Below are 12,339 nucleotides of genomic sequence, written 5' to 3'. Positions count from 1 at the left end.
GAAAATTACCGACAAATCTCTTCACTGTCTATTCCGGGCGAACTGGACCACACTCAATTCACTTTGTCCGCATAAGGAATTGACCGTGAAAAACTTCAAACGTATTGCACTGCCCCTGTTAGCCGCTGCCACCCTCTACGCCCCGTTGTCTCAGGCTGAGGCGATGCACTACCAGCTGAATCCTGAGCATACGTCGGTGATTGTTGCCTGGAACCACTTCGGCTTCTCAAACCCTACCGCTGATATCCCTGATGCAACCGGTAACCTGGTGTTTGATAAAGATCATCCAGAGGCATCACGCGTTGACGTGACCCTGCCAGTCAGCAAAATCGACAGCCACGTGGCTGCGCTGACCAAAGAATTCAAAGGCGCTGAGTACTTCGACACCGCTAAATATCCGACTGCGACCTTCCACAGCACCAAAGTGGTGGCGAAGGGCGACAACAAATTTGATGTTGAAGGCAACCTGACCCTGAAAGGGATCACCAAGCCAGTTACGCTGCACGCGACGCTGAACAAGCAGGGCGAGCATCCGATGGTGAAAAAGCAGGCGATTGGTTTTGATGCCACCGGCACTATCAAGCGTTCTGACTTCAAGCTGGACAAATATGTCCCAGCGGTAAGCGACGAAGTCACTCTGACTTTGTCTACTGAAGCCTACGCCAAGTAAGCTTTTTGGGGCGTAGCGGCTTGCTGCTACGTCCCTTATTCGTTTTTTCCGCGCCTTCTTCCCCTCTGAAATCTATTCTGCCCGCCTGTTTATCTGCCATAAAATAATCCGGATATCTCCTCATCAACTATTTTGTGAACGCTTTATCTGGCCCGGAACCGGGAAAAATGAGGCGAAAGTCACAAATTTGCAACAGCACGGAATAAGCCACTCTGTGCCGCTGTGTGGCGAAATAAAATTCAGATGTCTTCTGAAATAACTCATTGATTTATATCGTTTCACTCTAATCGGCCTTCCCGCGAATAGTGTGATTTTGATCTCAAAAACCGCCGTTCAGACACCCCTGTCAATAACTCCGCCCAAAAAATACCGCTCGTAACTGTGATCTCCTCTGCAAATAGCAACCCCACGAACCGGAAGAATGGCCCTCAGCAGCTTAAGACAGCGAGGTGAGGGAAATGCGAATTGGAATGGTGATCAGTGGCGGTGATGTAACCGGCATTAATAATTTTGTCTTCCAGTTAGGGCGTCTGACGCAGGCGGAGATCGTGATATTTGATGGTGGCATTCCCGGCCTGCTGGCAAATAACCATCGTGATATCAGCCAGCGTGATCTGCTCGACTTTGCCATCGCCTCAATTCCGGTTATGCAATCGGGACGCACGCAAAAGAAACTGGTGCGCAGCGAATATGAATGTATTGCCCGCCAGCTGAAAAGCGCCCGTATTGAAGTGTTAATTATGGCGGGCGGTGACGGGTCGCTGCAATTTCTCCATACCCTGTCGGAGTCTGGCGTTAATTGTTTCGGCGTCGGCATGACCATCGATAATGATGTCTTCGGCAGTGATTACACCCTGGGTTTTTCCACCGCCTGCGAGCAGGTATTAAAAGAGGTCGCGAAACTGCGGAATACCGGGCGCGCCTTACCTGGCCGGATATTTATGCTGGAGTTACTCGGCGGCTACTGCGGCGAATTAACCCTGCAGTCGGCGATTAAATCCAATGCGGACATTGCGCTGATCCCGGAGTGCCAGATTCCTTTGCCACAGCTGGCGCAGCGCATCACCCAGCGACTGGCAGAACAGAACAGCGTGATCATTCTCTGTTCAGAAGGCTACACCCGCGAATATTCGCCCGGTTTTCAGGGGGCTATCGACACCTTAATCAAACAGCTTGAGCCGCTTATTGGCGTACGCGTCCGTAAAACTATCCTCGGTTACGGGCTGCGGAATGGTGATCCCACCTGCGAAGAGATTTATCAGGGCACCATTATGGCCAGTGAAGTGGTGCGTTGTATTCAGTCAGGCATGCGGAATAAAGCGGTCATTATTAACGGCAGCAATAAACCGATTCCGATTGATTTAATAAGCATGCAAAAACGCCTGGTCGATATTGACGGGCACCATTACAAACTCGCTAAACAACTCAATATATTGTGAGGAGGAAACCATGCTGAAAATATTATGTGTCTGTGGTTGTGGCTTAGGATCCAGTTTTGCGATTGAGATGAGCGCAAAAGCGGTTTTAAAAAAACTGGAGATTGAGGCCGATATCGATCACACCACCATTTCAGAAGCGAATGCCTTTAAGTCGGACATGATTCTGACGCAAAAAGCCTTTGCCGATGTGTTAAATGCCGACGCCAGTCCGGAACAGATTAAGCGGGTCATTATTCTTAACCGGCTCACCGATAAAGCGGAAATAGAGCAGAAGATCCTGGCCTTTTTAAAAGAACGCAACGTAAAGGTCGCCGCCCATGAATAGTGTGATCGACTTCCTGGTAAAAGATCTGCTGGGGCAGGCGTCTATTCTGATCGCCTTTATTGCCCTGATTGGTCTGCTGCTGCAAAAGAAATCCGCAGGCAAGGTGGTGGAAGGCACCTTTAAAACCCTGCTCGGTTTTTTAATTATGATGGCGGGTATCAATATTATTGTGGGAACCCTGACGTTCCTCAATACCATTTTTACCCACGGCTTTGGCATGCGCGGCTATATCACCGATGTTGCCGCCATTGCCGGGCTGGCTAACCGTGAGCTGGGGTCTGAAGTGGCACTGACGCTGCTGGTGATCTTTATCGTCAATATCATCATCGCGCGACTGACGCCCTTTAAGTACATCTTCCTCACCGGCCAGGCCCTGCTGTGGATGGCGACGATTGGCGCGGTGATTGGCTATAAAGCGGGGCTGACCGGTCTGCCGCTGATCCTGACCGGCGGTATCTTTGGCGGGATCATGGCCGTGGTGATGCCTGCGCTGGCGCAGCCGGTGGTACGACGTATTACCGATTCGGACGACGTTGCCCTGGGTCACTTCTGCACCATTGGTTATCTGGTCACGGCGGCGGTCGCCAAAGTGGTCGGCAAAGGATCGCGATCCACTGAAGATCTGAAGCTGCCCGATAACTTCAAGTTTCTGCAGGATACCTATCTGTCGATGGCGCTGGTGATGGTGCCGATGTACCTGATCCCCGCTGTGGCGGCCGGACCGGCGTTTATCGCCCAGTACAGCAACGGCATGAACTACCTGATGTACGCCTTTATGCAGTCGATTCAGTTCGTGGCCGGGGTCTTCGTGCTCTACAGCGGTGTCCGCCTGCTGCTTAACGAGCTGGTGCCTGCCTTCCGTGGTATCGCCATGCGTGTCGTGCCGGATGCCAAACCGGCGCTGGACTGCCCGGTGATGTTTCCCTATGCCCCGAACGCGGTGATTGTTGGCTTTCTCGCCACCACGCTCGGCTCAATTGTCGGCATGCTCGTCTTCCCGATGTTTGGTCTGGCGATGATCCTGCCTGGCCTGCTGACCAACTTCTTTGCCGGTGGCACCGCCGGGGTATTTGGTAATGCCATGGGTGGAAGGCGCGGCGCGATGATCGGCGGCTTCGTCCACGGCCTCTTTATCACCATTCTGCCCGCCATCCTGGTGCCGATGCTGGAGAGCTATGGCTTCACCGGTGTGACCTTCAGTGACTCAGATGTCATCAGTACCGGCCTGGTGCTCGGCCACGCCTTCCAGAATAACTGGCTGTTCGTCGCCCTGTTTATTGCCTTTGTTACCGCGCTTGCCTGGTTTGTTAATGGCAAATCCACAAAACCTCAAGAGGAAAAAATCCATGAAACTTTATAACTTCGCCGATCTGTTACAGCTGGCTAAACAGCGCGACTTTAAAGCGGTGGGTTCTTTTAATCTTCACTGCCTGGAGATGCTGCCCGCCTATTTTAAAGCGGCAGAGAAAACCAATAGTCCGTTAATGATTCAGATCTCCACCGGTACGGCAAAATATCTCGGTCATAAATTACTGGTCGATGCCATTAAATCGCTGTCAGAGAGCAAAAATGTCCCGACCTGTCTGCATCTCGATCACTGTTCCGATTTAGCGGCGATTCAGACCGCGATTGATGCCGGATTCAGTTCCGTGATGTATGACGGGTCCCATCTGTCAATTGAGGAGAATATTGCCAATACCCGCCGGGTGATTGATATGGCGCGTCCGCACAATGTTTCGGTAGAAGCGGAGCTGGGCGCGATTGGCGGCTCGGAAGATGGTAAATGTGTGGAAATGGAGGCGATTGCGTTTACGCCGGTGGAAGATGCGCGCCGCTTTGTCGAAGAGACCGGCGTCGATATGCTGGCGATCTCCATCGGCACCGTGCATGGGCTTTACACCGGTAAAGCGCATATTCAGCATCAGCGGCTGGCAGATATCACGGCGGCAACCCACACGCCACTGGTGCTGCACGGCGGCACCGGCGTCAGCGATGAAGATATGCGGCTGGCGGTCAGCAGCGGTATTGAGAAGGTCAATGTCGGCACCGAAATGAATGTTCAGTGGGTGGCGCAGTGCAAATCGACCTTTGAAAAAGGTAAGGTCAATGACAGCGTGCGTAATTTCCTGGTGCCGGCCAATGATGCGGTAACCAGTGTGCTGGTAGAGAAGATGCAGTTATTCCGGTAATCACCCGTTTCGCCATCACCGGCTTATTGCGTCAAACCTTTTATAATTACCTATTAATCTGAGCCACCCCGACATGCTACGGGGCAGGAGAGCCTATGTTTGGATTCTTAAAAAAGTCTCCGGCTGTGGAACAACCCAGCGAGCAGCAGCAGGATCATCTGGCGGAATTAAGTCGCGAGAAAATAACGCAACTGGAGCAGCAGCTGGCTATTAATCCGCGTGATGGCGAAACGCAAAAACAATTAATGCTGGAATATAACCGGGCATTAAGCTTATTTGCGAAAAGCCGTCGCTATCGCAATGAAATTGATGCGCTGTTTGTCAAAATCGATGAATTACGCAATGTGGTTCGCCAGTCGATTTAAGGAGAGCTGATGACGATTAAGCAGTTATTGCAAGAGGCAAACGCTATTCAGATTGGTATCGACGCCACGGACTGGCGTCAGGTTATCGCGCTGGCTGCCGAACCCCTGGTCAGTGGCGGCTATCTCGATGCTTCTTATCCTGATGCGGTCATCGCCAATACGCTGGCCCATGGCGCTTACTACGTGTTTGAGGAGGGGATCGCCATTCCCCATGCGCGACCGGACGCAGGGGTGATCCGCGACTGTTTCAGTATGATTCTGTTGAATGAGCCGATCTCGTTTGAGGGCAGTGACAAAGCGGACATTGTGATTATGTTTGGTGCGCGTGACAGCAATGCCCATATCGAAGAGGGGATCCGCGCGATTGTGTCGCTGCTGGAAGATGAGGAGACGCTGGTCCGGTTACGTCAGGCCAGCAGTGTCGCGGAGGTCATTGATATTTTATGACGCTAAAAACACCGTTAAAACGCGTGGTGCTGGTTAATGGCATTCCGGCATCGGGTAAAAGCTCCCTGACGCACGCGCTGTCACAACACTTTGGCTGGCCGGTGCTGACGCTCGATAGCCTGAAAGAACCCTTTATGCACGCTTTTGCGCCGGTCGATCGCCAGCGTAACCGGCAACTGGGCTGCGCGGCCTATCAGGCGATCTGGAACATCGTCGAACAGGCTCCCGCCAGTCAGATCTGGCTGATCGACGCCTGGTTTGGGTTCCAGCCCCGTACGCTGCTGGAGCAGGGACTGAAACAGGCTGGCGTGGAAGAGGCGCTGGAGCTGTGGCTGAAGATTGAACCGGAAGCGGCGGTGGCGCGCTACCAGGCGCGGCTGTCGCAGCGGCTGCCGGGCCATCCGGGGGCTGAGTATCTGCCGGAACTGCGCCAGCTGGCGCAACAGGCCAGGCCGATGGCGCTGGGAGCGGTGTATGAGGTTGATGCCTGCGTTCAGGATCACGCTGCCGTCATTCACTGGCTGCAGCAGCAACTGACCAGAACCCGCTACACTTCAGTTCATCATCAGAGGAGTGAGGAGTTGCAGGATGTCATTGCCCCCGTATCTGCAAACCGGTGAGAGCGCCGTGCTCTATGACGGCGTCTGTAAGCTGTGTAACGGCTGGGTTCAGTTCCTGCTGCGTCACCATCTGGCGCGGCAGGTCCGTTTTGCCTCAGTGCAGAGCGAGCAGGGCAAAGCGCTGCTGCGCTGGGCCGGACTGCCGGAAGAGAACATCAGCACCATTGTCTACATTGCCGATAACCAGCACTGGCTGCGGGCGCAGGCGGTGTTCCGCGTGATGCAGCACCTGCCGGCACCCTGGCGCGGGCTGGCGGTGCTGCGCCACTTTCCCGACGCGATCAGTAACTTTGCCTACGACCGTATCGCGTTAAACCGCTATAAGCTGTTTGGGCGTTACAGCGCCCAGCACGCTATCCAACCCGATTATCCCGGACGTTTTCTGCATCAGGTTGATACAGCTCACTAATCTTTAACAGCCAGTCGCAGCTGGCAATGAGAACAATGATGTTATTGTTATGTCCACCGAATGTTAGATAAATGTGATGCTTTCAGGAAGCGGTCAGAGGGATTTATGCCGGTTAATTTCGATCTCAACGATCTCTATGCGTTTCGCGCGCTGGTGGAGTTTGGCAATTTTCGCTTGGCGGCAGAATCGATCTGCCTCTCACAGTCGGCGCTGAGCCGCCGGATAGATAAGCTGGAAACCTCGCTGGGGATCAAACTGTTTGAGCGTACCACGCGCCGCGTCACGCTGACCCTGAAGGGGCATGCGTTTGCTCAGCGCTCGGATAAGTTGCTGGCTGATTTTGAGGAGGTCATGGCCGATCTCAGTGAGGTGAGCTTAGCCCGCACTGGCCTGATTACCGTGGCCTGCGTGCCGTCAGCCGCCTACTACTTTATGCCCAACATTATCCGGCTGTTTCAGGCGCGCTATCCCCGCGTACGAGTCAAACTGATCGACAGCAGTGCGGCTAACGTTTATGACGCGGTGATTGGCGGTCAGGCCGACTTTGGCATCAGTTTTTCCAGCCGCTCGCAGCCGGATGTGCATTTCCAGCCGCTGATGGATGATCCCTACGTGGCGGCCTGTCGGCGTGACCATCCTGTAGCTGGCAAAAAGAGTCTGAGCTGGCAGGCGTTTTACCAGTATGAGTGGGTCGGGCTGGATAAAACCTCCGGCAATCGCAACCTGCTGGATCAGGCGCTGCAGGCGATCATGCCGGAGAAACCCTGTATCTGTGAAACCCGGCACGTCACCACCATGCTGGGGATGGTTGAGGCGGGGCTCGGCATTGCTGCCGTCCCCGCCATGTCGATGCCTGGCTACGATCACGCCCTGCTGATGGCGGTTCCATTGACCGATCCGCAGGTGAAACGCACCGTGGGTCTGCTACGTAAAAATGGCCGGACGCTGTCGCACATTGCGGGCGAACTGGAGAACCTGATTATTGAACAGTATCAGCGTCTCTGACCGGTTTTGACGCTTTCACGGTGTGCAGTCCGCTGGCGTGCACCGCCTGTTGTGCCTCAGAGGAGGCGAGCCAGCGCAGCAGCTTAGCCGCCTCATCCGGCTGCGCTGACTTGCGCACCACGGCACCGGCGAAGCGGGTGGTGTATTGCAGCTTGTCCGGCAGTTCCCCAATAAAAGTGACGCCTGGCACCGGCAGCAGCTCACTGACCTGCTGAAAGCCGATAGCGTATTTACCGGCCGCGACCTCTGAGGCCACCGGGATGCGCTCAACCTTCACCGCTTTCCCCTTAACCTGATCTTCAATGCCCAGGCGGCTGAACAGCTGGCTGCTGACATACTTACCGCTGGCGCTGTCAGAGTAGGCGATGGAGCTGGCGTTCAGCAGAGCAGTACGCAGCGCGCTTTCGCTGCCGATCTTAACCGGCGTGGCACCCTGTCTGATCACCGCGCCGATGCGGGAGTCTGCCAGCTCAACCCGTGTACCCGACAGCGTCTCGCCCTGCTTTTGCAGATCGCTTAGCGCATCGCCGACCATAATCACCACATCGGCCGGTTCACCGCGCGCCAGTCGTGCCGGAATCGCCTGCGGGGTTTTACCCATAGACGGACCGGCGACGGTGTTGATAGTGATCCCTTCACGCTGGGCGAAGCGGGGCGAGAGCGTATCCCACGCTGCTTTAAACCCGCCGGAGATCATCACCGTCAGCTCTTTTGCCTGCGCCGTGGCGCTGCCCGCCACGCTGAACAGCAGAGCAGCGTAAAGCGACATCGTTTTCAGTTTCATTTTACGTTCCTCAGCTAACGGTTTCATGGGCAGGCGATACGGCACTGCGTGTACGACGATAGAGATAAAGTGTTGCCCCCAGGGCGCAGACTGCTGCAAAACTCATCCAGTAGCCTGGCGAGGCTTTATCGCCGGTCATCTCAATCAGGCCGGTTGACATCACCGGCGTAAATCCGCCAAACAGCGCAGTTGCCAGGCTATAGGCCAGCGAGAAGCCCGCCACGCGCACTTCCGCTGGCATGATTTCGGTCAGCGCCGGGATCATCGCGCCGTTGTAGAGACCATAGCTCATTGAAAGCCACAGCAGCACGCCCAGCATCATCGAGAAGCCCGGTGCGGCGGCCAGCATGCTCAGAGCCGGATAGGTGGTGACTATTGCCAGCAGGGTCATGGCGACCAGCACAGGCTTACGGCCAAAGCGGTCGGAGATCGCGCCGCCAATCGGCAGCCAGATAAAGTTCGACACCGCCACCAGCAACGTCACCAGCAGGCTGTCAGAGGCGCTGAGCAGCAGCACTTTCTTGCCAAAGGTCGGCGCGTAAACCGTAATCAGGTAAAACGCAGTCGTGGTCATCGCTACCATCAGCATCCCGGCAATCACCACCTGCCAGTTGGCGAGCAGGATGCGGAACACCTGCTTCACATCGGGATGGCTGCGACGGTTGTTGAACTCCTGGGTCTCTTCCAGCTTGCGACGCAGCACGAAAATAAACGGCACAATCAGGCAGCCAAACAGGAACGGAATGCGCCAGCCCCATTCACGAATGGCGCTCTCTTCCAGCACCGCGTTGAGGATAAAGCCCATCGCCGCCGCCACCATAATCGCGACCTGCTGACTGCCCGACTGCCAGCTGGTGTAGAAGCCCTTGCGGCCTGGTGTGGCGATCTCCGCCAGATAGACCGACACGCCGCCCAGCTCCGCACCGGCGGAGAAGCCCTGCAGCAGCCGACCGATCAGCACCAGCAGCGGCGCCCACAGGCCAATACTCTGGTAAGAGGGGATCAGCACGATCATAAAGGTGCCTGCCGCCATGATGGAGAGCGTGACGATCAGCCCTTTACGACGACCGACCTTATCGATGTAAGCGCCCAGCACTACCGCGCCAATCGGGCGCATCAGGAAGCCTGCACCAAACACGGCAAAGGTCATCATCAGTGAGGCGAACTCACTGCTGGCAGGGAAAAAGGTATGGGCGATATAGGTGGCATAGAAACCGAACAGGAAGAAGTCGAACTGTTCGAGAAAGTTGCCTGAGGTAACACGGAATATTGCGCCAATCCTGGCGCGGTGAGTCATGGGTGAGGTTGTCTGCATCAGTAGCTCCAGTAAGGTATGACGCTTTTTGCCGCGCCTGTCACTGAAGAGTGGATCAGCGCCCGGCGCTAAATAAGTGCAAAAAGGGCATCGATTAATGTGCCAGCCGCATGATTGCCAGGCGTTATCACTTAAAATTATTTTGATTCAATGGGTTAAGTGGCGGGGTGGTTTTTTTGTGCCTGTTAGTGGGTTTGAGATGAGTTTGCGGAAATGTGACAGATTTCATAAGCGTGTTGCAGGCGAATAGGGGGAATCTGGCTTGTCTGAGGCCATCAGCGCAGAGTCTGGCGGCAAAGAGGGTTCAGAACGCAGGCAGCAAGGCGTCAGGGAAAGGTTATGCCAAAAATCTGATGTAAATGTCGGACGCCCGCTACGGTAAAAACCACTTCACGGTAGCCAGGCTGCCGGGTTAGCCAGCCCTGCGTTTCAAAGGCACTCAGCAGCGCTGCACCCGCGTAGCCGCCGAGATGGAACCGGCGCTCACTCCAGTCGAGACAGCCACAGCAGGCTCTGCGGCGTCCGGGCTGTGACAGATCAACCTGCAACGCCGCAAACTGCTGCTGTCCATATAAGGTGACAGCGCTGCCTTCCGGTGTGATCCAGCCCTGTTGCGCCATTGCGGCATAGATCTGCACCGCAATATCACCGGCCAGATGGTCGTAACAGGTGCGGGCGGTGCGAAGCGATGTTGGGGTGGTGCTCGCCGGCGCGGCAATCCGTCGCCACGACACGCCCATCATGTTCTCAATCAGCGTAGCGATGTCACTGCCGGTCAGTCGGTAATAACGGTGACGCCCCTGCGCCACGCAGACGATCAAGCCGCTGGTGATCAACCGGTTCAGATGGGCGCTGGCGGTTGAGGGCGCCACGTCGGTGACGGCACTGAGTTCGGTCGCGGTCCAGGCGCGTCCATCCATCAGCGCGGACAGCATCTTCACCCGTGACGGATCGGCCATTGCGGCGGCGACGCCCACAATCGCATTCTCAAGTGCTTCGCTATCGTCAGGTGCGTTATGCGGTTGTGGAGTTGCCATCAGATTACAGTGCCCATTCTGTGGTCAGCCCGGCGGCTGATCGATTGTTATCGGTGATCAGGATCAGCTGGTTAGCGTGATCGCTGTATTGCACCAGGATGTTGATTCCGGCATCGGCAAGGCGTGCAGTGATCGCTCCCAGCTCGCCGGGACGCTGTTGCGGTAACCTGCGAATAAGCGGGACGTTAACTGCCTCGACGGCGATACCTTCTGCTTCAAGCACGGCCCGCGCCCGTTCGCCTTCCTCGACCAGAAAATGAGCGTGGCTCTGTTCACCAAAGGAGAACAGGCCGCCGCCTTCCAGGCCAATCCCATGACGGCCCAGCAGCGTGGTGAGCCGGGAAAGTGTGCCTGGACTATTTTGCAGGATGACATGAATATCGAACATGTTAATTTACTCCCTGTTGTGAGGCATATTCTCTGATCAGCGTGACGATGCGAAGACGGTAACCGGCAAAAAGGGTCTCGCGGCCTTCACGCTGTGCGGCCTGGTGACAGAGGTTGCGCTTCCAGGCCAGCACCGATTCTTCATCGCGCCACCAGGAGAGCGAGAGAATTTTTTTCTCATCGGTCAGGCTTTGAAAGCGCTCAAGAGAGATAAACCCGCTGTTTTGCATCAGCAGCGGTTTAAGGTCGGCAGCCAGTTGCAGGTAACGCATCTGGTGTTCGGGTCGGGCTTCGGCTTCAAATAGTACGGCAATCATCGCTATCCTCCTTTGGGTGATAGCGCAAAAATAGCGGGCGGGGCGGGTTGATGCTTCGGCCGGTAACGAAATATGGCTGCAGGGGCGACCTCCAGCCGGTGCAATCTTGTAATGGAGCAGATGATATGTTCAGCGGACTCAGTGCGTTCCCCCTTACTCCCTTTGCGGCAGGCAAGCCCGATGAAGCGGCTTTTTTGCGGCTGCTGCGCAGGCTGACTGATGCAAAAGTCGATTCCCTTGGCGTGCTGGGGTCCACCGGCAGCTACGCCTATCTCACCCGCGCGCAGCGCAGGCGCATCGCAGGACTGGCGGTGGAACATGCAGAGTCGATTCCGGTGATGATCTGCATTGGTGCGGTGGGCACTGACGAGGTGCTGTCGCTGGCGGAGGACGCGCAACAGGCGGGCGCGGCCGCGTTATTGCTGCCGCCGCTGGGTTATCAGACGTTGAATGAAGATGAGGTGTTCACGCTTTTCGAGACCGTGACGCGACACGCCTCGGTGCCAGTCTGTATCTATGACAATCCCGGCACCACCCATTTTACGTTTTCCGATGCGCTGCTGAGCCGGATCGCCGCACTTTCCGGTGTCGGGTCAGTGAAAATTCCTGGTGTACCGGCGGAGCAATCTGCGGCTAACGATCGCCTCGCTCAGCTGCGCGGCACGCTGCCAGATTCCGTATCGATTGGCGTCAGTGGCGATGCTTCTGCCGCCAACGGGCTGATTGCGGGCTGTGATGGCTGGTATTCGGTGTGCGGTGGGCTCTTTCCGCGCGTTGCAAAAGCGATGACCGAAGCGGCGGCCGCAGGCGACCATCAGAGCGTCAGGGCGCAGTCCGATCGCCTGCAGCCGTTATGGGCGCTGTTCCGCCAGCATGGCGGGAGTTTCCGGGTGATCAGCGCCGCGGCGGGGCTGCTGGGACTGACCGAACGCGACTGCCTGCCGCGCCCGCTGCAGCCGCTCTCCGATGCGCACTGCCAGCAGATTGCTGACGTGCTCGCGGCACTCGACCTCTCTTAAGATCCCGCGCC

At 56.1% G+C, this 12,339-nt stretch carries 16 protein-coding genes; 11 read left to right on the top strand and 5 right to left on the bottom strand.

Going from position 1 to position 12,339, the window contains the following annotated elements:
• Window positions 1-85: 85 nt before the first annotated feature.
• The 10 genes from ACXKZD_RS10215 to psrA all read left to right on the top strand — a co-directional run bounded on the left by ACXKZD_RS10215 (window position 86) and on the right by psrA (window position 7,469).
• Entirely contained in the window at window positions 86-670 is a 585-nt protein-coding gene (locus ACXKZD_RS10215) for a YceI family protein (RefSeq protein WP_010245067.1), read from the top strand.
• A gap of 458 nt (window positions 671-1,128) precedes the next feature.
• On the top strand, window positions 1,129-2,109 hold the full coding sequence (locus tag ACXKZD_RS10210) for a 6-phosphofructokinase (protein WP_488981581.1): 981 nt from the start codon (window positions 1,129-1,131) through the stop codon (window positions 2,107-2,109).
• Window positions 2,110-2,119: 10 nt separating this feature from the next.
• Window positions 2,120-2,434 carry a PTS sugar transporter subunit IIB gene (locus ACXKZD_RS10205; protein WP_010245062.1) on the top strand — a complete coding sequence of 105 codons (315 nt, stop codon included), beginning with the start codon at window positions 2,120-2,122 and terminating at the stop codon, window positions 2,432-2,434.
• The gene (locus ACXKZD_RS10200; RefSeq protein ID WP_008925155.1) at window positions 2,427-3,794 is read left to right on the top strand and encodes a PTS sugar transporter subunit IIC; all 1,368 of its coding nucleotides are present in this window, start codon (window positions 2,427-2,429) and stop codon (window positions 3,792-3,794) included. Before ACXKZD_RS10205 ends, ACXKZD_RS10200 begins: the two co-directional genes overlap by 8 nt.
• Window positions 3,781-4,623, top strand: coding sequence for a class II fructose-bisphosphate aldolase (locus ACXKZD_RS10195; RefSeq protein ID WP_010245055.1), 843 nt, complete (start codon window positions 3,781-3,783; stop codon window positions 4,621-4,623). The genes ACXKZD_RS10200 and ACXKZD_RS10195 overlap by 14 nt, the downstream gene beginning before the upstream one ends.
• Before the next feature lie 95 nt (window positions 4,624-4,718).
• The gene (locus tag ACXKZD_RS10190) at window positions 4,719-4,988 is read left to right on the top strand and encodes a hypothetical protein (protein ID WP_010245053.1); all 270 of its coding nucleotides are present in this window, start codon (window positions 4,719-4,721) and stop codon (window positions 4,986-4,988) included.
• A 9-nt stretch (window positions 4,989-4,997) separates the two neighbouring features.
• A complete protein-coding gene (locus ACXKZD_RS10185; protein WP_010245049.1) occupies window positions 4,998-5,435 on the top strand; it encodes a PTS sugar transporter subunit IIA in 438 nt (145 codons plus the stop codon).
• Window positions 5,432-6,055: a P-loop nucleotide/nucleoside kinase family protein gene (locus ACXKZD_RS10180; RefSeq protein ID WP_488981580.1), complete on the top strand. Its 624-nt coding sequence runs from the start codon at window positions 5,432-5,434 to the stop codon at window positions 6,053-6,055. The genes ACXKZD_RS10185 and ACXKZD_RS10180 overlap by 4 nt, the downstream gene beginning before the upstream one ends.
• Window positions 6,024-6,464 carry a thiol-disulfide oxidoreductase DCC family protein gene (locus ACXKZD_RS10175; RefSeq protein ID WP_191923391.1) on the top strand — a complete coding sequence of 147 codons (441 nt, stop codon included), beginning with the start codon at window positions 6,024-6,026 and terminating at the stop codon, window positions 6,462-6,464. The genes ACXKZD_RS10180 and ACXKZD_RS10175 overlap by 32 nt, the downstream gene beginning before the upstream one ends.
• A 105-nt stretch (window positions 6,465-6,569) precedes the next feature.
• Window positions 6,570-7,469, top strand: coding sequence for an L-proline-binding transcription factor PsrA (psrA, locus tag ACXKZD_RS10170; RefSeq protein ID WP_033767197.1), 900 nt, complete (start codon window positions 6,570-6,572; stop codon window positions 7,467-7,469).
• On the opposite strand, the gene ACXKZD_RS10165 is transcribed toward psrA, so the two are convergent.
• The 5 genes from ACXKZD_RS10165 to ACXKZD_RS10145 form a co-directional block, all read right to left on the bottom strand.
• Window positions 7,444-8,253: a molybdate ABC transporter substrate-binding protein gene (locus tag ACXKZD_RS10165; protein WP_488981579.1), complete on the bottom strand. Its 810-nt coding sequence runs from the start codon at window positions 8,251-8,253 to the stop codon at window positions 7,444-7,446. The two genes, psrA and ACXKZD_RS10165, sit on opposite strands and share 26 nt — an antisense overlap.
• A gap of 10 nt (window positions 8,254-8,263) precedes the next feature.
• The gene (locus ACXKZD_RS10160) at window positions 8,264-9,571 is read right to left on the bottom strand and encodes an MFS transporter (RefSeq protein WP_488982083.1); all 1,308 of its coding nucleotides are present in this window, start codon (window positions 9,569-9,571) and stop codon (window positions 8,264-8,266) included.
• A 323-nt stretch (window positions 9,572-9,894) separates the two neighbouring features.
• The gene (locus ACXKZD_RS10155; protein ID WP_287059310.1) at window positions 9,895-10,605 is read right to left on the bottom strand and encodes an ArsR/SmtB family transcription factor; all 711 of its coding nucleotides are present in this window, start codon (window positions 10,603-10,605) and stop codon (window positions 9,895-9,897) included.
• A 4-nt stretch (window positions 10,606-10,609) separates the two neighbouring features.
• Window positions 10,610-10,993 (bottom strand): amino acid-binding protein, encoded by a 384-nt coding sequence (locus tag ACXKZD_RS10150; protein ID WP_010245033.1) that lies wholly within the window; start codon window positions 10,991-10,993, stop codon window positions 10,610-10,612.
• Window position 10,994: 1 nt separating this feature from the next.
• Complete coding sequence (locus ACXKZD_RS10145; RefSeq protein ID WP_010245030.1) at window positions 10,995-11,309, bottom strand: antibiotic biosynthesis monooxygenase family protein; 315 nt, start codon at window positions 11,307-11,309, stop codon at window positions 10,995-10,997.
• A 125-nt stretch (window positions 11,310-11,434) separates the two neighbouring features.
• Between ACXKZD_RS10145 and ACXKZD_RS10140 the strand changes: the two genes are divergently transcribed.
• On the top strand, window positions 11,435-12,328 hold the full coding sequence (locus ACXKZD_RS10140; protein ID WP_010670125.1) for a dihydrodipicolinate synthase family protein: 894 nt from the start codon (window positions 11,435-11,437) through the stop codon (window positions 12,326-12,328).
• Window positions 12,329-12,339: the final 11 nt, after the last annotated feature.

Source organism: Pantoea sp. ABR1s (assembly GCF_057812235.1).
The sequence above is the reverse complement of the archived record's forward strand: the minus strand, read 5'-3'. Positions and strand labels throughout refer to the sequence as shown.